The 22,400-nt window shown below is 69.7% G+C and carries 19 protein-coding genes and 1 pseudogene; 14 read left to right on the plus strand and 6 right to left on the minus strand.

Translation table 11 applies throughout. The features are described from left to right. Positions 1–189, plus strand: a pseudogene (locus AC1DWR_RS13245) (hypothetical protein); the annotation flags it as partial. A 96-nt stretch (positions 190–285) separates the two neighbouring features. Here the strand turns inward: AC1DWR_RS13245 and thpR are convergent. After that, a complete protein-coding gene (thpR, locus tag AC1DWR_RS13250) occupies positions 286–852 on the minus strand; it encodes an RNA 2',3'-cyclic phosphodiesterase (protein ID WP_477624631.1) in 567 nt (188 codons plus the stop codon). A gap of 60 nt (positions 853–912) precedes the next feature. On the opposite strand from thpR, the gene AC1DWR_RS13255 reads away from it, so the two are divergent. The 5 genes from AC1DWR_RS13255 (at position 913) to ettA (ending at position 7,773) form a co-directional block, all read left to right on the plus strand. Beyond that, positions 913–1,677 carry a hypothetical protein gene (locus tag AC1DWR_RS13255; protein ID WP_477624632.1) on the plus strand — a complete coding sequence of 255 codons (765 nt, stop codon included), beginning with the start codon at positions 913–915 and terminating at the stop codon, positions 1,675–1,677. Between the two features lie 175 nt (positions 1,678–1,852). Beyond that, positions 1,853–3,556: a dynamin family protein gene (locus AC1DWR_RS13260; protein WP_477612410.1), complete on the plus strand. Its 1,704-nt coding sequence runs from the start codon at positions 1,853–1,855 to the stop codon at positions 3,554–3,556. After that, complete coding sequence (locus AC1DWR_RS13265; RefSeq protein WP_477624633.1) at positions 3,553–5,265, plus strand: GTPase; 1,713 nt, start codon at positions 3,553–3,555, stop codon at positions 5,263–5,265. The genes AC1DWR_RS13260 and AC1DWR_RS13265 overlap by 4 nt, the downstream gene beginning before the upstream one ends. Before the next feature lie 170 nt (positions 5,266–5,435). Further along, positions 5,436–6,047, plus strand: coding sequence for a single-stranded DNA-binding protein (locus AC1DWR_RS13270; RefSeq protein WP_477613401.1), 612 nt, complete (start codon positions 5,436–5,438; stop codon positions 6,045–6,047). Positions 6,048–6,090: 43 nt separating this feature from the next. Continuing rightward, positions 6,091–7,773, plus strand: a complete 1,683-nt coding sequence (gene ettA, locus AC1DWR_RS13275) for an energy-dependent translational throttle protein EttA (RefSeq protein ID WP_477612412.1) — start codon at positions 6,091–6,093, stop codon at positions 7,771–7,773. Positions 7,774–7,795: 22 nt separating this feature from the next. On the opposite strand, the gene AC1DWR_RS13280 is transcribed toward ettA, so the two are convergent. Further along, the gene (locus tag AC1DWR_RS13280) at positions 7,796–8,395 is read right to left on the minus strand and encodes a TetR/AcrR family transcriptional regulator (RefSeq protein ID WP_477612413.1); all 600 of its coding nucleotides are present in this window, start codon (positions 8,393–8,395) and stop codon (positions 7,796–7,798) included. A 63-nt stretch (positions 8,396–8,458) separates the two neighbouring features. Here AC1DWR_RS13280 and AC1DWR_RS13285 point away from each other — a divergent pair, with 63 nt between their 5' ends. From AC1DWR_RS13285 to AC1DWR_RS13300, 4 genes are all read left to right on the plus strand, one after another. Next, positions 8,459–9,604, plus strand: coding sequence for an acyl-CoA dehydrogenase family protein (locus AC1DWR_RS13285; RefSeq protein ID WP_477612414.1), 1,146 nt, complete (start codon positions 8,459–8,461; stop codon positions 9,602–9,604). Then, the gene (locus AC1DWR_RS13290; protein ID WP_477624634.1) at positions 9,588–10,376 is read left to right on the plus strand and encodes an SDR family oxidoreductase; all 789 of its coding nucleotides are present in this window, start codon (positions 9,588–9,590) and stop codon (positions 10,374–10,376) included. The genes AC1DWR_RS13285 and AC1DWR_RS13290 overlap by 17 nt, the downstream gene beginning before the upstream one ends. After that, positions 10,373–11,164 carry an SDR family oxidoreductase gene (locus AC1DWR_RS13295; protein ID WP_477624635.1) on the plus strand — a complete coding sequence of 264 codons (792 nt, stop codon included), beginning with the start codon at positions 10,373–10,375 and terminating at the stop codon, positions 11,162–11,164. Before AC1DWR_RS13290 ends, AC1DWR_RS13295 begins: the two co-directional genes overlap by 4 nt. A 135-nt stretch (positions 11,165–11,299) precedes the next feature. Then, the gene (locus tag AC1DWR_RS13300; RefSeq protein ID WP_477624636.1) at positions 11,300–12,286 is read left to right on the plus strand and encodes an NADPH:quinone oxidoreductase family protein; all 987 of its coding nucleotides are present in this window, start codon (positions 11,300–11,302) and stop codon (positions 12,284–12,286) included. A gap of 24 nt (positions 12,287–12,310) precedes the next feature. Here the strand turns inward: AC1DWR_RS13300 and AC1DWR_RS13305 are convergent, their stop codons facing one another. Further along, positions 12,311–12,805, minus strand: coding sequence for an SRPBCC family protein (locus tag AC1DWR_RS13305; RefSeq protein WP_477624637.1), 495 nt, complete (start codon positions 12,803–12,805; stop codon positions 12,311–12,313). Further along, entirely contained in the window at positions 12,802–13,185 is a 384-nt protein-coding gene (locus AC1DWR_RS13310; RefSeq protein ID WP_477624638.1) for an ArsR/SmtB family transcription factor, read from the minus strand. The genes AC1DWR_RS13305 and AC1DWR_RS13310 overlap by 4 nt, the downstream gene beginning before the upstream one ends. 100 nt (positions 13,186–13,285) lie before the next feature. Between AC1DWR_RS13310 and AC1DWR_RS13315 the strand changes: the two genes are divergently transcribed. After that, positions 13,286–13,810: a nitroreductase family deazaflavin-dependent oxidoreductase gene (locus AC1DWR_RS13315; RefSeq protein WP_477624639.1), complete on the plus strand. Its 525-nt coding sequence runs from the start codon at positions 13,286–13,288 to the stop codon at positions 13,808–13,810. Here the strand turns inward: AC1DWR_RS13315 and fabG are convergent. Continuing rightward, the gene (fabG, locus tag AC1DWR_RS13320; protein ID WP_477612421.1) at positions 13,783–14,538 is read right to left on the minus strand and encodes a 3-oxoacyl-ACP reductase FabG; all 756 of its coding nucleotides are present in this window, start codon (positions 14,536–14,538) and stop codon (positions 13,783–13,785) included. The genes AC1DWR_RS13315 and fabG overlap by 28 nt on opposite strands. 187 nt (positions 14,539–14,725) lie before the next feature. Between fabG and glgX the strand changes: the two genes are divergently transcribed. The 3 genes from glgX to treZ are packed head-to-tail and all read left to right on the plus strand — an operon-like array spanning position 14,726 to position 21,296. Then, positions 14,726–16,891: a glycogen debranching protein GlgX gene (gene glgX, locus AC1DWR_RS13325; protein WP_477624640.1), complete on the plus strand. Its 2,166-nt coding sequence runs from the start codon at positions 14,726–14,728 to the stop codon at positions 16,889–16,891. A gap of 17 nt (positions 16,892–16,908) precedes the next feature. Next, entirely contained in the window at positions 16,909–19,395 is a 2,487-nt protein-coding gene (gene treY / locus AC1DWR_RS13330) for a malto-oligosyltrehalose synthase (RefSeq protein WP_477624641.1), read from the plus strand. After that, complete coding sequence (gene treZ, locus AC1DWR_RS13335) at positions 19,392–21,296, plus strand: malto-oligosyltrehalose trehalohydrolase (RefSeq protein ID WP_477624642.1); 1,905 nt, start codon at positions 19,392–19,394, stop codon at positions 21,294–21,296. Before treY ends, treZ begins: the two co-directional genes overlap by 4 nt. A gap of 31 nt (positions 21,297–21,327) precedes the next feature. Here treZ and AC1DWR_RS13340 read toward each other — a convergent pair whose 3' ends face one another. After that, a complete protein-coding gene (locus AC1DWR_RS13340; RefSeq protein ID WP_477612425.1) occupies positions 21,328–22,281 on the minus strand; it encodes an acyl-CoA thioesterase in 954 nt (317 codons plus the stop codon). Positions 22,282–22,400 lie beyond the last annotated feature (119 nt).

A 22,400-nucleotide genomic window follows, 5' to 3' on the forward strand; every position in this document is an offset into this window, starting at 1 on the left:
TCCTGGCAACAGGTCTCCGTCGGACGCCACCGGGCCGGTGAACGCTGCGACGTCCACGTCGGCCCCGACACCCTCCAGTTCTGGATCGGCAACGAGCTGCTGCGCACCGTGCGACGCGACAGCACCGGCCCCGTCCGCAACAAACGACCCTTGGGAGGTGCACTGACCAAGACCCGCAGGACAAACTGACGTAAGGAGTGTCAAGGATCAACCGACGTAAAACCGTCAACCATCAGCCGAATGCCTACAGGGGCGCTCACGGCTGGGCGCTCACGGCCAACCGGTTCAGCCGGCCAGCTCGACCACGGCGATCGGCTCGTAGTGGGGGCGCCCCTTGGCCTCACCACGGTGCGACGCGAAGAGGGTGACCTCGTCCGCCGTCCACGCCGGGCCGGCATACGCATCGAGCACGCGCAGCCACCGTGTGGCCTCGAAAGGGTGGCGTGAGCGGGCCACCGTGAGGTGCGGCGTGAACGGCCCGCCCTCGGGGCTGGCGCCGACGTGGCTGCAGGCGCGGCGCACGGCACGCGCCAGGCCGGCAAGGGACTCCAGGGACTCCGGGTCCCCGTCGACGCCCATCCAGGTGACTCTGGCCTCATAGGGATTGGGAAAGGCGCCGCCACCCTTGAGGCGCAGCGACATGGGTCGACGTTCGCCCACGGCCTCGGCGATCCCGTCGACCAGGGACTCGACCAGCCGGCTCGGCACGTCGGCCATGAAGGCGGTGGTGACGTGCCAGAGGCTGGAGTCGGTCCACCGCAGGTCCGGGCCGGCGTCACGGCGGGGGTCGAGGAACTCGGCGAGGTCCTCCAGGGCGGTCTCGGTCGGCACGACGGCGGCAAAGATGCGCATCAGGCCATTGTGGCCGCGCCACGCTCGATTAGATTGGACGCCGGGAGGAAGGGGCCAACCATGCAGCTGACGTCGTTGCGGCAGGACTGGACCCTGCCGCGCACGTGGTTCGTGTCCGCTCGACTGCTCGAGGTGGCCGCCGCGGTGGCAGTCGTCGCGACCGCCTACCAGAGCTGGCTGGTCTTCCAGTCGACGGGGCAGAGCTACGGGGCAGACGGGGAGCCGCGCACGGAGGCGACACCGTTCCTCGACAGGCTGTTCGTGTTCGCGATGTACGGGTTCGGCTTCGGTCAGTCTCCGACGGGGATGCTCATCGGATCGCTGCTGCTGCTGGCAGTCCTCGGCATGCTCCACTTTGCGCAGCCGGTCAGCCACGCCGGACTCCTGCGCTGGGAGACCTTCGCCGTCTGGGTGGCCGCGGTCCTGCTGAACCTGGTCTTCGTGGTGTCCTCGGCAGTGGGACTGGTCCGCGGTGACCCCAACGCACCCTCGGCGGACAGCGAAACCGTCACCTACGATCCCGGGCCCAGCACGACCGAGCAGCTGCTCAACGGTCTGGCCATGCCTGTCGTCTGCCTCTTGCTGCTGGCACTGGTCGCGATCTGGTGGCTGCGGCTTCCGGCGGAGTTCGACGAGCCGGACGACGAACAACCCGTCCGAGAGCCCCGCCGCTGGCGTCCGGCGCCGGCCCAGGACGCCAACATCGACGACCTCACCCTCGACGGTGTCGAGCTGATCGAACCCGTCGAACGCCTCCACCCACGCACCAGCAGCGGCGACGGGTCGACGGCGAGCGGCTACGACGACTACTTCCGACGCTTCTAGGTCCTGAGCTCCTCGCGTCCCGGCCCCGAAACCGGCCCGAAACCGGACCCGGTCGGGCGAACCCCGTCACCCGCGTCCGCCCTCGGTCCCGACGAGGCAGGATCTTTATCGAACGGGTGCTTCGACCGGGTCTGTCGCGCACGGCGCACAGCGTCCGATTCGTTAGGCTTGCGGTGTGATTTCCAGGGACGACGCCATGTCGATGTTGGGCGCCGTGACGACCCTCCGTGAACAGGTCGAGCAGGCCGGTCTGCCCCTCGACATCCCCGACGTCGTGGTCGGACGGGCCACCCGCGATGCCCTCATCAAGCAGCTCGACGACTACGTCATCCCGCGGCTGCGCTCCCTCGACGCGCCCCTGCTCGCGGTGGTCGGTGGCTCGACGGGGGCCGGCAAGTCCACCCTGGTCAACTCCATCGTGGATGCCGAGGTGAGCCGCTCAGGGGTGCTCCGCCCGACGACGACCACCCCTGTCCTGGTCCACCACCCCCAGGACGCGCGGTGGTTCTCCGACGACCGCGTGCTGCCGGGGCTGAGCCGGGTGACCGGGGCTGCGGCCAGCGCCGGGGTCAACGCCCTGCGCCTCGTCGTGTCGAGCTCGCTGCCCCCCGGCATGGCCCTGCTGGATGCTCCCGACATCGACTCCGTGGTGAGTGCGAACCGGGCACTCGCGACCCAGCTGCTCGCGGCAGCCGACCTCTGGCTCTTCGTCACGACGGCCGCCCGGTACGCCGACGCCGTCCCGTGGGACCTGCTGCGCCAGGCGTCCGAGCACGGCACTGCCATCGCCATCGTGCTGGACCGCGTGCCGCCCGAGGCGATGGCCGACATCCGCAGCCACCTCGCCTCGATGCTGCGTGAGCAGGGTTTGTCCACCGCGCCCATCTTCGGGATCCCGGAAGCCGACCTGACCGACGAGGGACGGCTGCCCGAGCCCGACGTCGCCCGCCTCCGTTCGTGGTTGACCGCGCTCGCCAGCGACGCCCGCGCCCGCTCGGTCATCGTCAAGCAGACTCTCGACGGCGCCCTCGGCAGCCTCGACCACCGCGCTGGCGTCCTCGTCACGGCCTCCCGGCAGCAGGCCCAGGCGGTGGACGCCCTGCACGACGCCGCCGAGGCGGCATACCGCGAGGCGCTGGCCAACGTCGAACACGGCATGACCGACGGCACGCTGCTGCGCGGCGAGGTGCTGGCCCGCTGGCAGGAGTACGTCGGCACTGGCGAGTTCTTCAAGCAGGTCGAGTCGACCATCTCGAAGGTGCGTGACCGGATCACGGCGGCGCTGAAGGGTCAGGCCCCGCCCGCGGGYGACCTGGGGGAGGCGCTCCAGACCGGGGTCGCCGCCCTCATCAACGCCCAGGGGCAGGGTGCCGCCGCGACGGTCGCGCGCACGTGGCGCCAGCTCCCCGGCGGAGATCGGCTGCTCGAGCAGACACCGGAGCTGTCCAAGGCGTCGACCGACCTGGCGCCACAGGTCGAGCGGCTCGTCCGCGACTGGCAGGTCGAGGTGCTCGAGCTGGTGCGTGGCGAGGGCAAGGACCGCCGCACCACGGCACGCATCGCGGCCTACGGCCTCAACGGCATCGGCGTGATCCTGATGCTCGTGGCGTTCGCCCACACCGGGGGCCTGATCGGGGCCGAGGTCGGCATCGCCGGTGGCACCGCGGTGCTCGCCCAGAAGGTGCTCGAGGCGATCTTCGGCGACCAGGCGGTGCGCGACATGGCGGCCAAGGCGCGCAAGCGCCTGCTCGAGCACGTGCAGGAGCTGTATGCCGTGGAGCGACGTCGCTACGACGGTGCCCTCGACGGGGTGGAGACGACAGAAGGCCAGGCCGAACGCCTGGCCGACGCGGCGGCAGCGGTGAAGGCGGTTCGATGAGCCCGTTGAAGATGGGCAGCAAGCAGGTCAAGTCCGTGAGTGTCGAGGAGCTGACCGCGCGCACCCGTGCCCTCGAGCAGGCGGTGGCCGCTGGGGGGAACCAGCTCGACCCGGCCGCGGTGGCGTCCGCTCGCGCGGTGGTCGACAAGATCGCCGGACGAATCTCCAAGACCGGCAACCACACCGTCGTCGCCCTCGCGGGGGCAACGGGTTCCGGCAAGTCCAGCCTGTTCAACGCCCTGGTCGGTTCAACCGTGGCCATGGTCGGGGCCCGCAGGCCGACGACGTCGCGCCCTGTGGCTGCGGTGTGGGGCGACGACGACGCCACGGACCTGCTCGACTGGTTGTCCGTGGCCCAACGCCACCACGTGGACCCGCTGACGACGGACCCGACCGGTGGCCCCGACAGCCCGTGGAACCTCGACGGGCTGGTGCTTCTGGACCTGCCCGACTTCGACTCGCGGGTCGAGGCGCACCGCGCCGAGTCAGAGCGAGTGCTCGAGCTCGTCGACGTGTTCGTGTGGGTCACCGACCCGCAGAAGTACGCCGATGCTCGACTGCACGACGACTATCTCCGCACCTTGTCGACCCATCACGCCGTGACGGTCGTGGTGCTGAACCAGGCCGACCGCCTTTCCTCGGACGCGATGGGCCAGATCCGTCGCGACCTCGCGCGGCTGGCGGCGGAGGACGGCATCCCGGGGGTCCAGGTGATCTCGACCTCGGCCACTGCTGGCACGGGGATCGACGACCTCCGGCTCCGCCTTGCGACGGCGGTCGCTGCCCAGAACGCGGCCCAGCATCGGCTCCTAGCCGACGTCTCGGCCAGCGCGACCACCTTGCGCGGCGGGGTGGCCCTGACCGAGCCGACGCTGTCCGACACCGTGGACGCGGAGCTCGTCAACGCGCTCGCCCGTGCTGCCGGGATCCCGACGGTCGTGGCAGCCGTCGAGAGGGACTACCGCAACCAGGCCTGGGGACGCACCGGGTGGCCGTTCACCCGCTGGGTGCGCGCCCTGCGCCCCGACCCGATGAAGCGGCTGCGCCTCAACACCCGCGATGCGGTGGAGGAGAAGCTCGCCGTCACGGCAGGTGACGTCCGAACCGTTCTCGGGCGTTCCTCCCTTCCCCCGCCCACCCCGGCAGCCCGGTCGGCCGTCGAGCTGGCTACCCGAAAGGTCGGGGACGAGGCCGCAGAGGGCCTGCCCAACCGGTGGGCCGAAGCGGTCGCCGACGCGGCGACGCCGCCCGGTCCCGAGCTGGCCGACGCCCTCGACCAGGCGGTCGTGGGCACGTCGCTGAAGATGCGCCCCCCGATGTGGTGGCAGGCCTTCGGGCTCGCCCAGCTACTTCTTGCCTTCGTCGCCGCCCTCGGGTTCCTCTGGCTAGCCGCGCTCGTGGTGATGGGGTGGCTGGCGCTTCCCGACGTGGACCCACCACGGCTCGGACCTCTGCCCTACCCATTGCTGATGTTCGCCGGGGGCCTGCTGCTGGGGCTGGCGCTCGCAGCACTCGCCCGCACCCTCGGGCGCGCAGGCGCCCGTCGCCGTGGACAGCGAGTCCGGAACATGTTGACCGACAAGGTCGCCGGGGTCGCCCGCGAGCGCATCGTGGGTCCGGTGCGGCTGGTCCTGGACCGGCACCGCGCCACCCGTGAGTCGTTGGACCGGGCGGGGGTGCGGCTGGCCCCGGCCAGCTCGCGACGCTAGACGTCCCGACACGGCAGCGATGCGGCACGGATGCGCCGGGGTTCGTGCACAGGCACGTCCAGCCCCCTGACACCGTCCACAGGCGCTCCGGCGCACGCTCGTCCGCGGCCTCGCGTTGCCTCACTGTTGCGTCCAACCCACAGGGAAACGACACAGATGAGGTGAGCGAGATGAACGAGTCCTACATCACGGTGACCGGGCGAGTGGTCGCCGATCCGGAGTCGCGCACGACACGCAACGGAGTGCCCTTCGCGGCCTTCCGGCTGGCGTCGACGGTGCGACGGCCGAACCCGAAGACGCGCGAGTACGAGGACGCCGGCACCAGCTTCTACAACGTCACGGCCTTCAGGTCGCTCGGCGCCAACGTGGCCCACTCGCTCAAGAAGGGCGAGCCGGTGGTGGTCTACGGACGGCTGCGGGTCAACCAGTGGATGCGCCAGGACAACACCCACGCGACGTCGGTCGAGATCGACGCCTACAACGTCGGCCACGACCTCAGCTGGGGCACCACCGCGCTGACGCGGGTGACCCGCGCCCAGCTGGACACCAACGACCGGATGGCCGACGAGGGCGTCCAGGGTGCGATGGCGGCGCTCGAGGGTGAGCTCCCGGCCCAGGAGGAGGACTTCGGCTCCTACGACCCCGGCGACCTGGCCGCTCGACGCAGCACAGGGGACGAGCAGGACACCGGTGATCCCGAGACGGACGACTACGTGGTGGCCCAGGAGCCGACGGGCCTGGTGCCTCGCGGAGAGGGCGAGCGCGAGCTCTCGACGGTCTGACGCGGATTCGGGCGTGGGGGCCCCGGCCGATAGCCTTGCCCCCATGCCCGAGTTCATCTACGTCATGTCGAAGGCCCGCAAGGCCCACGGCGACAAGGTCATCCTCGATGACGTGACCATCTCCTTCTACCCCGGCGCCAAGATCGGCGTGGTGGGGCCCAACGGAGCCGGCAAGTCCTCGGTCCTGAAGATCATGGCCGGGCTGGACCACCCTTCCAACGGTGAAGCCCGCCTCACGCCCGGCTTCACGGTCGGGATCCTCATGCAGGAGCCCGAGCTCAACGAGGAGAAGACGGTCCTCGGCAACGTCGAGGAGGGGGCCGGCGAGATCAAGGCCAAGCTCGACCGCTACAACGCGATCTCCGCGGAGATGGCTGAGCCGGACGCCGACTTCGACGCCTTGATGGAGGAGATGGGCAAGCTCCAGGAGGCCATCGACTCCGCCGACGCCTGGGACCTCGACTCCCAGCTCGAACAGGCCATGGACGCCCTGCGCTGCCCGCCGCCGGATGCGGACGTCACCGTGCTCTCGGGTGGGGAGCGCCGCCGCGTCGCGCTGTGCAAGCTGCTTCTCCAGAAGCCGGACCTGCTCCTGCTGGACGAGCCCACCAACCACCTGGACGCCGAGTCGGTCCTGTGGCTCGAGCAGCACCTCGCGGCCTACCACGGCGCCGTCGTCGCCGTGACCCACGACCGCTACTTCATGGACAACGTCGCCCAGTGGATCCTCGAGCTGGACCGCGGTCGCGCCTACCCCTACGAGGGCAACTACTCGACCTACCTCGAGAAGAAGCAGGCGCGCCTGCAGGTGCAGGGCAAGAAGGACGCCAAGCTCTCCAAGCGCCTCAAGGAGGAGCTGGAGTGGGTCCGTTCCAACGCCAAGGCCCGTCAGGTGAAGTCCAAGGCGCGTCTGGCGCGCTACGAGGAGATGGCGGCCGAGGCCGACCGGACACGCAAGCTCGACTTCGACGAGATCGCCATCCCGCCGGGGCCGCGGCTGGGCTCGACCGTCATCGAGGTCAAGAACCTCAAGAAGGGCTTCGGTGACCGCGTCCTCATCGACAACCTGTCCTTCACCCTGCCGCGCAACGGCATCGTCGGGGTCATCGGCCCCAACGGCGTCGGCAAGACCACCCTCTTCAAGACCATCGTCGGTCTCGAGGAGGCGGACAGTGGCTCGGTCAAGGTGGGCGAGACGGTCAAGATCTCCTACGTCGACCAGAGCCGAGGCGGCCTGGACCCGAACAAGAACCTCTGGGAGACCGTCTCCGGCGGCCACGACTACATCAACGTGGGCCACGTCGAGATCCCGTCCCGCGCTTACGTGTCGCAGTTCGGGTTCAAGGGCCCTGACCAGCAGAAGAAGACCGGCGTCCTCTCGGGTGGCGAGCGCAACCGCCTCAACCTGGCGCTCACCCTCAAGGAGGGCGGCAACCTGCTGCTCCTTGACGAGCCGACCAACGACCTCGACGTCGAGACCCTCGGTTCGCTCGAGAACGCCCTGCTCGACTTCCCCGGCTGCGCAGTGGTCATCAGCCACGACCGGTGGTTCCTCGACCGGGTGGCGACCCACATCCTCGCCTTCGAGGGTGACGACGAGGACCCGGCCAAGTGGTACTGGTTCGAGGGCAACTTCGAGTCCTACGAGGCCAACAAGGTCGAGCGCCTCGGGGCCGACGCGGCGCGGCCGCACCGCGTCACCTACCGCAAGCTCACCCGAGACTGAGCGTCACGCCGGCGCGGACGAGCTAGCCGGCGCGGACGAGGCGCAGGCCGAGTTCGGCGTAGGCCGCGCCGATGGCTTCGGGGGAGCGCTTGATCACTGGGTCGTACCAGCGGGCGACGTCGACCGCCATCGACATGAGCGCCAGGGTCGTGTCGGGCACGTCGTCGACGGTGAACTCACCGCTCGCGACACCGGCGGTCACGACGTCGCGCACGACGGCGTCGATCTGCTTGCGCAGCGTCAGGACGGCGTCGCGGTGCTCGGGAGTGAGGTTCGCGAACTCGTACTGCACGATGCGAGCCACCCGGAAGTGCTCGGCGTGCCAGGTGGCGAACCGGCCCATGATCGCCCGCAGCGCCTCGGTGGGGGAGCTGGCGCTGCTCGCGGCAGCCAACAGCATGTCGCGGGCGACCTCGTGGCCCTCACGGCTGAGCTGGTAGAGCAGCTCCTCCTTGGAGGAGAAGTGGACGTAGACGCCCGCCGGGGACAGCCCGGCCCGCGACGCGATGTCTCGCGTGGTGGTCGCGTGGAAGCCCCGGTCGGCGAACGCCTCGGCCGCTGCTTCGAGAAGTCGGTGGGGCGCGTCTGTGACGGAGTCCACGGTGCGTACGGGACTGGACATGGTTGACAGCATGCCTCAGCCATCGCAGACTAAGCAAGCGCTTAGTCACCTTGGAGGAATGTCATGCCCCGCAATGTGTACGGTCCCGACCACGAGTCCTTCCGCAGCTCGGTCCGCGAGTTCGTCGAACGCACGCTCAAGCCGCGTGCCGAGCAGATGCTCGAGGTGAAGTCGGTCGACCGCGACATCTGGAAGGAAGCCGGCAAGCAGGGCCTGTTCGGTCTCGACATCCCCGAGGAGTTCGGCGGTGCCGGCGCCGATGACTACCGCTTCAACGCGATCGCGGCCGAGGAGATCGCCGGCTTCAACTTCGCCGTGTCGTCCTGCTTCGGGATCCACTCCGACGTCTGCCCGCCCTACATCGTCGACCTCGGCACGCAGGAGCAGAAGGAGCGCTGGCTCCCGGGCATGGCCAACGGTGACCTGATCTGCGCCATCGCGATGACCGAGCCGTCGGGTGGTTCCGACCTCGCTGCCCTCAAGACCACCGCCGTCCGCGACGGCGACGACTGGGTGCTCAACGGCTCCAAGACGTTCATCACCAACGGCTACCAGGCAGACCTGGTCATCGTGGCCGCCCGGACCGACCCTTCCAAGGGCGCCAAGGGCATCACCCTGTTCATGGTCGAGGCGGGCATGGAGGGTTTCAGCCGTGGTCGCAAGCTCGACAAGGTCGGGCAGGAGGAGGCTGACACCTCCGAGCTCTTCTTCGAGGCCGTGCGCGTCCCCGACGCCAACCGGCTCGGGGCCGAGGGTCTCGGCTTCATCTCGATGATGCAGCGCCTGCCCCAGGAGCGGGTCGGCGCGGCGGTGGCCAACACGGCCCACGCGTTCCAGATCTTCCGCGAGACGGTCGAGTACACCAAGGAGCGCAAGGCGTTCGGCCAGCCGGTGGGCTCGTTCCAGCACAACAAGTTCAAGATGGCCGAGCTGCAGACCAAGCTCGAGGTCACCCAGGCGTACGTCGACGACTGCATCGCGGCGCACGCCGAACAGAAGCTCAGTGCCGTCGACGCAGCCAAGGCCAAGTGGTGGTCCGCCCAGGTCCAGAACGACGTCCTCGACGAGTGCGTCCAGCTCTACGGTGGCTACGGCTTCATGAACGAGTACCGCGTCGCTCGCGCCTGGCGCGACGCCCGGGTCTCGAAGATCTGGGCAGGGTCGAACGAAATCATGAAGGAGCTCATCGGCCGTGACCTCGGACTCTGAGGTGAGCGCCGGGCATGGGGTCCACGGGGGAACGGTCGCCATCGTCACCGGAGCCTCGCGGGGCATCGGGCTCGGTATCGCCGAGAAGCTGGTTGCCGAAGGCGCCCGAGTCGTCATCACGGCGCGCAAGCCCGAGGCGCTGGCAGCGGCCGTGGAGCACCTCGGCGGCGAGTCGAAAGCCATTGGTGTGGCAGGAAATGCCGCCGACGAGGCACACCAGGACGAGGTCATCCGAGTCGCCCACGAGCGGTTCGGAGGCCTCGACCACCTCGTCAACAACACTGGCATCAACCCGGCCTACGGCCCCATGCTCGACGCGCCGCTCGACGTGGCGCGCAAGATCATGGACGTCAACGTCCTGGCCGCGTTCTCGTGGATCCAGAAGGCCGTCGCCTCAGGGCTGGGCCGAGACGATCGGCCGGGAGCCGTGGTGAACGTCGCGTCCATCGCCGGGCTCGGCGCCACCGGCACGATCGGGTGGTATGCCGTGAGCAAGGCCGCCCTGATCCACCTCACCGTCGAGCTGGCCTACCAGCTCGGACCCGCCATCCGGGTCAACGCCGTCGCTCCGGCGATCGTGAAGACCCAGTTCGCCCAGGCCCTCTACGAGGGTCGGGAGGAGAAGGTGGCGGCGGCCTACCCGTTGAAGCGCCTGGGTGCGCCGGAGGACATCGCCGGAGCCGTGTCGTTCCTGCTGTCCCCGGACGCAGGCTGGGTCACCGGCCAGACCCTCGTCGTCGACGGAGGCGTCACGCTCGGGGGCGGCCTGTGAGCCCTGACCTGACGGGGCGCGGGGTCATCGTGACGGGCGCCGGCAGGGGGATCGGCGCTGCCTACGCCAGGGCGTTCGTGGCAGTGGGCGCCAGGGTCGTGGTCAACGACCTCGACGCGGAGGCAGCGGAGTCCACCGCGCTCGAGCTCGGGGCCGTCGCAGTCCCTGGTGATGCCTCGAGCGAGGCGGGCGTGACAGCCCTGGTCGGGGCGGCTCGTGAGCACCTCGGAGAGGTCGAGGTGTTCTGCGCCAACGCAGGCGTGGCTCGCGGGGGGACCGAGGCGGTCGACGAGAAGGCCTGGGAGGTGTCGTGGAACGTCAACGTGATGGCCCACGTCCGCGCCGCCAAGCTGCTCGTTCCCGAGTGGGTCGAGCGCGGGAGCGGCACGTTCATCGCGACCGTTTCTGCCGCGGGCCTGCTGTCGATCCCGGGCGCGGCTCCCTACGCCGTGACCAAGCACGCCGCGCTGGCCTTTGCCGAGTGGTTGTCGATGACCTACGGCGACAAGGGGATTCGGGTTCACGCCGTGTGCCCGCAGGGGGTGCGCACCGACATGCTCTGGAACTCCGGCTCTGCCGGCAGAGCCCTCATGGAGCCGGGCGCGGTCGACCCCGATGACGTCGCGCGCGACCTCATGACCGCGATGGACGACGGCCGGTTCCTCGTCCTTCCCCACCCCGAGGTCGCCGAGATGTATGCCGGCCGGGCCGCCGACCCGGATCGCTGGCTTGCCGGAATGCGCCGGATGGCGGCCTCCCTCCCGGCGGTCACCATGGGCACCGGCTGACAGCGTGATCAACCACTGACACCATGGGCACCGACTGACACTGGCACTGGCCCTGACACTGGCACTGGCCCTGACACTGACACTGGCCCTGACACTGACACTGGCCCTGACACTGACACTGACATCGGAGACTCCGTGAAGGCCTGGCAGGTCACCTCCCACGGCGAGCCGGCTGACGTGATGTGGCTGACCGAGCGCAGCGAGCCGCGCGTCCAGCCGGGCCACCTGTTGGTCCGCGTCCTGGCCGTTGCCCTGAACTTCCCCGACGTGCTCATGGCACGCGGCCACTACCAGGTGCGACCGGACCTCCCCTTCACCCCGGGAGTCGAGGTGTGCGCCGAGGTGCTCGAGCTCGGCGAGGGCGTCACGGGGTTCGCCGTGGCCGACCGGGTGGTGGGCACCACGGCCGTCCCCCACGGCGGGTTGGCGCAGGTGTGCCTCATGCCCGCGACCGGCGCCTTCGCCGCACCGCCTTCACTCTCCGACGCCCAGGCGAGCGCCCTGACGATCGGCTACCAGACGGCCTACGTGGGGCTGGTCCGTCGGGCCGGCCTTCACGCCGACGAGACGCTGTTGGTCCACGCCGCGGCGGGCGGTGTCGGCTTGGCGGCCGTGCAGGTCGGCAAGGCCCTCGGCGCGCGGGTCGTCGCGGTGGTCGGCAGTCCCGCGAAGGCGGACGTCGCCCGCCACGCAGGTGCGGACGTCGTGGTCGACCGCTCGGCCGGCGACCTCGTGGCGGACCTCAAGGGGGCAGTGGGACCCGACGGCGCCGACGTGGTGTTCGACCCGGTGGGTGGCGCCGCCTTCGAGGCGTCGACCAAGGTCGTGGCCTTCGAGGGGCGGATCCTCGTCGTGGGCTTCACCAGCGGGACCATCCCGACGCCGGCCCTCAACCACGCGCTGGTCAAGAACTACTCGATCCTGGGGCTGCACTGGGGGCTCTACCTCCAGCGCGACCACGACGTGGCTGAGGCTGCCCACCTCCAGCTGGGGAAGTGGGCATCAACTGGAGCCATCAAGCCCTTTGTCTCCCAAGAGGTGGCGTTCGAGGACGCGCGCAGTGCCCTCACCCGGCTCGGAGCCGGAGAGAGCACTGGACGCATCGTGGTGCTGGGCGCCTGACGTCAGCCGTGGGCAGCCGCCGGCTCAGTCGGCGAGGCCCTGGGCGACCTTCTCGAGGGCGTCGTAGGAGTCGTTGAGCCCGACCTCCATGCCGGACGCGAGCACCAGCTCGACGGTCTCGGGGGAGTCGTACGTGATCACGGCCCGAAGTGTCGTCAGGCCGTCCTGCTCGGTGAAGGTCGACTGGATGAGTGACGGCGGGCTCTGGATGTTGTCGAAGACCTCGGTGTGCACCAGGCGGCCCGGAGGGTCGAGCTCGCGGTACTCGCCGGAGAACGACACCTCGTCACCACCAGGGGTCACCTGGGCAAAGTGCCAGCGACCACCGACACGGAGGTCGACCTCGCAGACGGTGACCTCGCCGTGGCCGGCACCCCACCACTGGCGGATGTGCTCCGGCGTGGTCATGACCTCGTAGATGAGGGCGGCGGGCGCGGCGAAGGTTCGGGTGATGACGACCTCGCTTCCCTGCTGGGTGACGGTGGCCCGCTGGTTGGTTTCGGCAGCTGTGTTGCTCATGACTTCTCCTCGTGGTGTGAGGTGGTGGGTGTGTCGGGGTGTGCATCGGGGGATGCGGGTCCCTGGATGCGGGTGAGGTACGCGTCGAGGTGGTCGAGGTTGGCCTCCCAGTGGCGGCGGTACTCCTCGAGCCAGGACGTGGCGCTCCTCAATGGCGTGGCGGTGATCCGGCAGTGACGCCGCTGCCCGTCACGGTCCTTGGCGATCAGCCCGGCCCGCTCCAGCACCGACAGGTGCTTGGAGATCGCCGGCAGGGTCATGGCGAACGGCTCTGCGAGCTCCCCGACCGTGAGGTCACCCCCGGCGAGGCGCTCGAGGATGGCGCGCCGCGTGGGGTCCGCCAGGGCGGCGAACGTGCTGCTGAGCTGATCGTGGTCCATTGTCCTTAACCATTCGGTTTATTAACTGCTAAGGAAACTATCGCCCTGAGGACGCCCGGCTGTCAAGGGGTATGCCGCATCGCCGGCGTAGCGTGAGAACGTGCCCCGAACCCGAAGCCAGGACCTCAAGCCCTGGCTTCGCGCCGTCTTTGCCCTTCCGAATGCGTTGTACGCCAACGGGTTCGGATGGATCCTCGGTCACCGGTTCCTTCAGCTCACGCACACCGGACGCCACAGCGGAGAGCGCTTCACAGTTGTCGTCGAGGTGGTGCGCCGCGACAGGTCGACCGGCGAGGCGACCGTCGTGTCCGGCTACGGCAGGAGCTCCGACTGGTTCCGCAACCTCGAAGCAGGCGGGCCGGCCGCAGTGGACTTCGGTCGCGGACCCAGGCCCGCGGCATACCGGGTCCTGGGGCTCGAGGAGGCGCAGGAGGTCTACGCCGCCTATGAGCGGCGCAACCTGCTCATCGCACCGCTGGTGCGGTGGACGCTGACCACGTTGCTCGGCTGGCGCTACGACGGGAGCACCGGAGCCCGCCGGCGCATGGTCGCCGAGCTCCCGATGGTCGCCTTGCGACCGTCCCGGAGTCGACCGGTTCAGTCGAGCGGGCCGCCGGCGACGTAGATGACCTGGCCGGAGACGAAGCCGGCCTCCTCGGAGCAGAGGAAGCCGATCGTGGCGGCGATGTCCTCGGGCTGGCCGACCCGCTGGACGGGGATCGCGGCCGCCGAGTGGGCGATGAAGTCCTCGAACGAGACTCCGAGCCGCTCTGCCGTCATCTTGGTCATCTCGGTCTGGATGAACCCCGGGGCGACGGCGTTCGCGGTCACGCCGAACTTCCCGAGCTCGATGGCGAGGGTCTTGGTGAAGCCCTGCAGGCCCGCCTTGGCCGCCGAGTAGTTCACCTGGCCGCGGTTGCCCTGCGCAGAGCTGGAGGAGAGGTTCACGATGCGGCCGAACTTCTCCTTGGTCATGTAGCCCTGGACGGCGCGCGTCATGAGGAAGGAGCCACGCAGGTGCACGTTGATGACCGCGTCCCAGTCCTCCTCGGTCATCTTGAAGATCAGGTTGTCGCGGGTGATCCCCGCGTTGTTCACCAGGATCGTCGGCGCCCCGAGCTCGTCCGCGACGCGCTGGACGGCGGCCTCGACCTGGGCGGCATCAGCCACGTCGACGCCCACAGCCAGCGCCCGGCCGCCGGCGTCGGTGATGGCCGAAACCGTGTCGGCACAGGCTGACTCGTCGAGGTCGAGCACGGCCACGGCGTGTCCCGCCGCGGCGAGACGCTTGGCCGTTGCTGCGCCGATGCCGCGGGCGGCTCCGGTGACGATCGCGGTGCGCTGGGTGCTCATGCGGGACTCCTGAGAGGGCTTGGCGGGTGAGGTGTCCCGGCGAGTGTACTAAGCGGGCGCTTACCCCTGGGGCGACCGGTGGCGTGAAAAGGCTGTGGGCTCGGGCACAATGGGTTCGCTGGAGGCCGTCGACGTCCTTCTTCACCACGGCCCCAGGACGAGGGCTGCTCTACGACGAAGGCGATGCATGGAAATCTGGCCCGGCAAGTCCTACCCGCTCGGCGCAACGTTCGACGGCACCGGCGTGAACTTCGCGTTGTTCTCAGAGGTGGCCACCAAGGTCGAGCTGTGCCTCATCGACGACGAGGGCGCGGAGACCCGCGTCCCGCTGCCGGAGGTGGACGGCTTCGTGTGGCACGCCTACCTGCCCGGCGTCCAGCCCGGGCAGCGCTACGGCTACCGCGTCCACGGTCCCTACGACCCGGCCAACGGCCACCGCTGCAACCCCCAGAAGCTGCTGCTCGACCCCTATGCCAAGGCGATCGACGGCCAGCCGGACGGCGACCAGTCGCTGTTCTCCTACGACTTCGGGTCACCCAGCGAGGACCCGGCCAAGGCCAACGTCGAGGACAGCCTCGGCCACACGATGATGGGTGTGGTCATCAACCCCTTCTTCGACTGGGGCCAGGACCGCCTCCCACGGCACGAGTACCACAACACCGTCATCTACGAAGCCCACGTCAAGGGCCTCACCGAGACCCATCCCGACATCCCGGAGGAGATCCGCGGCACCTATGCGGGGATCGCCCACCCGGTGATCATCGAGCACCTCAAGAACCTCGGCATCACGGCCATCGAGCTGATGCCGGTGCACCAGTTCGTCAACGACTTCACGCTGCGCGACAAGGGCCTGTCGAACTACTGGGGCTACAACACGATCGGGTTCCTCGCCCCCCACAACGGCTATGCGGCCTACGGCACGCGCGGCGAACAGGTGGCGGAGTTCAAGGGGATGGTCAAGGCGCTCCACGAGGCGGGTATCGAGGTCATCCTCGACGTGGTCTACAACCACACCGCCGAGGGCAACCAGCTCGGGCCCACCATCTGTTTCCGCGGGATCGACAACGCGGCCTACTACCGGCTGGTCGACGAGGACAAGGCCCACTACTACGACACGACCGGCACCGGCAACAGCCTGCTGATGCGGCACCCCCACGTGCTGCAGCTCATCATGGACTCGCTGCGCTACTGGGTGACCGAGATGCACGTCGACGGCTTCCGGTTCGACCTCGCGGCGACGCTGGCCCGCCAGTTCCACGAGGTCGACAAGCTCTCGGCGTTCTTCGACTTGGTCCAGCAGGACCCGGTGGTCAGCCAGGTCAAGCTCATCGCGGAGCCCTGGGACGTCGGCGACGGTGGCTACCAGGTCGGCAACTTCCCGCCCCTGTGGACCGAGTGGAACGGCAAGTACCGCGACACCGTCCGCGACTTCTGGCGTGGCGAGAGCGCGACCCTCGGCGAGTTCGCCTCGCGCCTCACCGGCTCCAGCGACCTCTACGAACACAGCGGTCGCAAGCCCATCGCGTCGATCAACTTCGTCACCGCCCACGACGGCTTCACGCTACGGGACCTGGTGTCCTACAACGAGAAGCACAACGACGCCAACGGCGAGGACGGCAACGACGGCGAGAGCCACAACCGCTCCTGGAACTGCGGCGTCGAAGGTCCCACCAAGGACAAGAAGGTCAACGCGCTCCGGCTGCGGCAGCAGCGCAACATGCTGGCGACCCTCCTGCTCTCGCAGGGCGTGCCGATGCTGCTGCACGGTGACGAGCTCGGTCGCACCCAGGGCGGCAACAACAACGGCTACTGCCAGGACAACGAGATCTCCTGGATCGACTGGGACCTCGACCAGGACCAGCTCGACCTCATTGCCTTCACGCAGCGGCTCGTCGAGCTGCGCCGCGACCACCCGGTCTTCCGTCGCCGTCGCTTCTTCGCCGGGTCGGCCGACCACGGCGGGGAGAGCGCCGTGGGCGACATCGCGTGGTTCGAGCCGGGCGGCAACCACATGGACGAGGACTCCTGGGCCAACGGTTACGCGCGCTCGATGATGGTGTTCCTCAACGGCCAGACCATCCCGGAGCCCGACACGCGTGGGCAGCAGACCCTCGACGACCACTTCCTCGTCATCTTCAACGGCCACCACGAGGTGCTGCCGTTCGTCCTCCCGGGCAAGGAGTACGGCGAGCGCTGGGTCACCGAGCTCGACACCTCCGCCCAGGAGGTCGAGGCCAAGGAGTACAAGCCCGACGCCAAGGTCAAGGCCAACGGCCGCAGTGTCATCGTGCTGCGCTGCCCTCGTCCGCTTCCGTCCGGATCGCCCGCGGGAGCGGCCGCCGCCCGCCGATGAACGAAAGGCAGACACGTATGCCGAGTGGTGCAGCGCCGCACCGACCGGGACCCGGGCGGGTCGTGCCGTCCTCGACCTACCGGCTGCAGGTCCAGCCTGAGTTCACCTTCGGCGATGCTGCCGACCAGGCCGACTACCTTGCGGCACTGGGGGTATCACACGCCTACCTGTCGCCGATCCTGGCGCCGGCGCCAGGATCGGCGCACGGCTATGACGTGGTGAGTCACGAGTTCCTCAACGAGGAGGCCGGTGGGTCGGAGGGCTTCGACCTGCTGACGGGCGCCCTCCGGCAGGCGGGGCTGGGGACCGTCGTCGACGTGGTGCCCAACCACATGACGACCCCGACCCCGGCCTCGCTCAACCATCCGTGGTGGTTCCTGCTCCGCGACGGCCGCGAGTCGGACCACGCCCACTGGTTCGACGTGGACTGGGAGGCCGAAGACGGTCGGGTGCTCGTTCCGGTCCTCGGACAGCCACTGGAGTCGGTCCTCGCCGCGGGCGAGCTCGCCCTCGAGTCCGGGGGAGGCCCCCACGGCAACGAGACCGTGCTGCGCTACTTCGACCACGAGTTCCCCGTGCGAACCGGGACCGAGGGGCTCGACCTGCCGGAGCTCGTGGCTGCCCAGCGCTATCGACTCTGCGACTGGCACGAGGGTGGGAGCCGGCTCAACTACCGTCGCTTCTTCGACGTGACGACCCTGGCTGCCGTTCGGGTCGAGGTCGAAGACGTGTTCGACCACACCCACCGCCTGTTGCTCGAAGAGTTCCGGGCCGGCACCATCGACGGCTTCAGGATCGACCACCCCGACGGGCTGGCAGATCCCGGCGGCTACCTCGCCCGGCTCGCGGACGCGACCGGGGACGCCTGGGTCGTCGCCGAAAAGATCCTCGAGGGACACGAGCAGCTGCCCGACGACTGGCGCTGCGCGGGCACGACCGGTTACGACACGATGCTGCGCGTCCAGCAGGTCTTCGTCGACCCTGCGGGCGAGCAGCCACTGACCGACCTGCTCACCGAGCTCGTGGGGGAGCAGCAGGACCTCGAGGCGGTGGTCCACACCGCGAAGCGACAGGTCGTCGCCCAGGTGCAGCAGGCAGAGGTCAACCGGCTGATGCGACTCGTCGGCCGGGTCCTCGTCGGTGAGGACCAGGCTGCCCTGCGACGTGGACTCGAGGCCCTGCTCGTGTCGATGGATCGCTATCGGGCCTACCTCGCCCCCGGGGCCGAGCCGGATCCCGAACAGCTCGCAGTGCTGGCTCACGCCGAGGCCCGGGCAGCCGAGCTGGTCTCGGAGGAGGACCGCGACGCGTTGGCGATGGTGGCCCAGCTCGCGTCCGGAGGGCACCTGCCCGGTGCGCAGGTCGACACCCGCGGTGCCCAGCGCGAGTTCGTCGTGCGGTTCCAGCAGACCTGCGGACCGGTGATGGCCAAGGGCATCGAGGACACCGCGTTCTACCGCTTCGCCCGCCTCACGGGGCTCAACGAGGTGGGCGGGGACCCCGGCCGCCTCGGCCTCGCCCCGGGCGAGCTGCATGCCTTCGCCGCCCGGCAGCTCGCCACCTGGCCGACGACGATGACGACGTTGTCGACCCACGACACCAAGCGTTCCGAAGACGTGCGAGCCAGGCTGTCCGTCATCTCCGAGGTGCCGCAGGAGTGGGCCCAGTGGGTGAGCGCGGCCCGTGACCTGGCCGCTCCCCACCGAGGATCCCGGCTCGACGCGCCCACCGAGTACCTGCTCTGGCAGACCGCCGTGGGCGCGTGGCCGATCAGCACCGACCGGCTGAAGGCCTACGCCACCAAGGCGGTGCGCGAGGCCAAGCAGCACACGACCTGGACCGAGCCCGACGCCGGCTACGAGGCAGACGTGGCGGCGTTCGTCGAGGCACTGACGACGGAGCCGGCTCTCACCGACCACCTCGCGGAGTGGGTGGAGCTGACCGCGGACGCTGCCCGCGCGACCACGCTGGGACAGAAGCTGCTCCAGCTCGTCGTCCCGGGCGTCCCGGACGTCTACCAGGGCACCGAGCTCGTCGACCTCTCGCTCGTCGACCCCGACAACCGTCGTCCCGTCGACTACGCCTCGCGTCGCGCCCGGCTCGCCCGGCTCGACGCCCGCGAGGCCCCGGGCGACGTCGACGACGAGAAGCTGCTCGTCACCTCGCGGGCGCTGCGGCTGCGGCGTGACCACCCCGAGTGGTTCACGGGCGGTCAGGCCACGTATGCCGCCGTCCCCACGTCGAACGAGCACGCCCTGGCAGTGGGTCGTGGCGATGCGGACGGGGTGCAGGTGGTGGCCGTGGCGACCCGACTCAGTGCGCGGCTGCGGTCCGACGGCGGGTGGGGCCAGGCGACGATCACGCTGCCCGAGGGCAGCTGGGTCGACCTGCTCGACGCCGACGGCCCCGGACGACCGGTGCACGGCGAGATGGAGCTCGCGGGCGTGCTGCGTGCCCTTCCGGTTGCCTTGTTCGTACGGCATGACAGCCTTGACCCGCGATGAAGACGGCTGACATTGAGATGAACACGGCGGAGACAGTCACGACGCTCCTGCCAGGGCCCGAGCTCACGGTCTGGGCTCCCCACGCCCACACGGTAGAGGTGGAGTGGGCTCTCGACGACGCCGCGGCCGAGCGCTCGGCCATGGAGGCCAAGGGGGACGGCTGGTGGCGCTGGCAGGCGCCAGCGAAGGTGCCGTCCACCGTGGGGCCGGGGACGGCGGCATACCCCGTCCTCGACTATGGCTTCCGGCTCGACGGCGGTCCGGTGACCCCGGACCCGCGGTCCGCATGGCAGCCGCATGGCGTGCACGCGGAGAGCCGCTACTTCGATGCCACGGCGCACACCTGGCGGGACGCCACCTGGGCTGGACCGCAACAGGGCGAGGGTGTGCTCGGCGGGGTCGTCTACGAGCTGCACGTGGGGACCTTCACCCCCGAGGGCACCCTCGATGCGGCGCAACACCGGCTGCAGCACCTGGTGGACCTCGGTGTCGACGTGGTCGAGCTGATGCCGGTGGCGTCGTGGCCGGGGCGCTGGAACTGGGGCTACGACGGCGTCGGGCCGTGGGCCGTCGACGCGGCGTACGGCGGCCCGGCGGCTCTCCAGCGGTTCGTCGATGCCTGCCACCGCCTGGGGCTGGGCGTCTGCCTCGACGTGGTCTACAACCACCTGGGGCCGGTGGGGAACTACCTGTCCCGGTTCGGGCCGTACTTCTCCGGCACCCATCCGACACCGTGGGGCGACGGACTCAACCTCGACGGCACGGACAGCCTGCACGTTCGGCGCTGGATCGTCGACAACGCGCTGCGCTGGTTCGGCGACTTCCACGTGGACGCACTGCGGCTCGATGCCGTGCACGAGCTGCACGATGACTCCGGTCGACACGTCCTCGCGCAGCTCGCCGACGAGGTGGCGGCGCTGAGTGCGCGACTGGGACGCCCGCTCGACCTGATCGCCGAGAGCGACCTCAACGACCCCCGCACCGTCACGCCCACGGGCGAAGGCGGGCACGGCATGGACGCGCAGTGGGACGACGACGTGCACCACGCCCTGCACGTCACTCTGACCGGCGAGACGCAGGGCTACTACGCCGACTTCGCCGGGCACTGTCCGGCGCTGCCCGACGGGGGACCGCTCGCGGTCCTCGCCAAGACCTTGAGCAGGGCCTTCCTGCACGACGGCAGCTGGTCGAGCTTCCGCGAGGCTGACTGGGGCGCCCCCGTCGACCGCGCACGACTGGACGGGCGGCGGTTCCTGGCCTACCTGCAGACCCACGACCAGGTGGGCAACCGGGCGCTGGGCGACCGCATCTCCGCCCTCGTCACCCCCGGAGGACAGGCGATCGGCGCGGCCCTCTACCTCACCGGACCCTTCACCCCGATGGTCTTCATGGGGGAGGAGTGGGCGGCGCGGACGCCGTTCCAGTTCTTCACCGACTTCGACGACCCCGCGATGAAGGTCGCCGTGACCCAGGGCCGGCGACGCGAGTTCGAGGCCCACGGGTGGGCGGCCGACGACGTCCCGGACCCGCAGGACGAGCAGACCTTCCGCCGCTCGCACCTGAGCTGGGCCGAGCTCAGGGGAGAGGACAACGCGCGGATGCTTGCGTGGTATCGCGACCTGATCTCGTTGCGACGCATGGAGTTCGACCTCAACAACGGGCGGCTCGACGAGGTCGAGGTCGACTTCGACGAGAGCGACGGGTGGCTGGTCATGCGGCGTGGCGCGTTCCGCATCGTCGTGAACCTCGGGGAGTCGCGCTGGACGGTGCCCCTCGACGCCGAGCCGGAGAGCGTTGTGCTCGCCTGGGAGCCTGGGCAGACCCGGTTGCGCGGCGATGGCGTGCACCTGCCGCCCTTCACCGCGGCGGTCGTCCGGATGGGTCAGCCGACCCTGGGCTAGCCGACGGGGAGGTCGTGGGCCACCCAACCTCTCAGGACGAGGACTCCTTGACCCGGACCATGCCTTCTTGCGCCACGGTGGCCACGAGGGTGCCGTCGGCCGCGAACATCCGCCCGATGCCCAGACCGCGTCCGCCGGAGGCGGAGGGCGACTCCTGGCTGTAGAGGATCCACTCGTCGGCGTGCACCGGACGGTGGAACCACATGGCGTGGTCGAGGCTCGCCGGTCGCAGGCGCCGGTCGGTCCACGTCAGTCCGTGTCGACGGATGACCGGCTCCAGCAGGGTGTAGTCGGAGGCGTAGGCGAGAACAGCGGCGTGCACCAGTGGGTCGTCGGGCAGCCTGCCCAGGGCCTTCATCCAGACACTCTGGTGGGCCACCTGCTCCGGACCGGGAGCGACGAACAGGTTGTTCTCGACGTGGCGGTGCTCGATGGGGCGCTTGGTGAGGTGACGGGCGCCCGGGTGGTCGATCCCGCCGAACTCGTCGGCCAGGGATCGCAGCTGGTCGGGGCCCGGGACCTCGGGCATCGGGTCCTGGTGGTCCAGTCCGCCGGACTCCTCCTGGAAGGAGGTGATCATCGACAGGATGGGCAGGCCGTCCTGGATCGCGTGCACCCGCCGCGTGGAGAACGAGTTGCCGTCGCGCATCCGCTCGACGGCGAACCGGATCGGCTTGGTGTCGTCGCCCGGGCGCATGAAGTAGCCGTGCAACGAGTGGATCCGCCGCGCCCCGTCGCCGTCGTCGATGTCCTGCATCGTCCGACCGGCGGCCATGACGCACTGCGCGAGCACCTGCCCGCCGAACACCCGGCCGTGCGGCATCCTCTGGCTGCGCCCGAGGAAGACCGTGGCACCTGACTCGCCGAAGTCGGCCCGGTCCCCGACCCCTTCGACGGTGATCCGGGCGGTACCCAGCTCCTCGAGGTCGAGGGTGTCGAGCAGGTCAGCCAGCGGGTCGAAGTCGGGGGAGCTCTCGTCGGTCACGCACCGACCCTAGCGGGGCCGCCCACCCGCTCACTCAGCAGACCGAAGGCCCCTGCTCATGCCGGCGGCGGTGACCGCTCACGCGACGAGCGGTGACCGCTCAGGCAACCAGCGGTGAC

The sequence above is a fragment of the Pedococcus sp. P2_E2 genome (assembly GCF_056403955.1).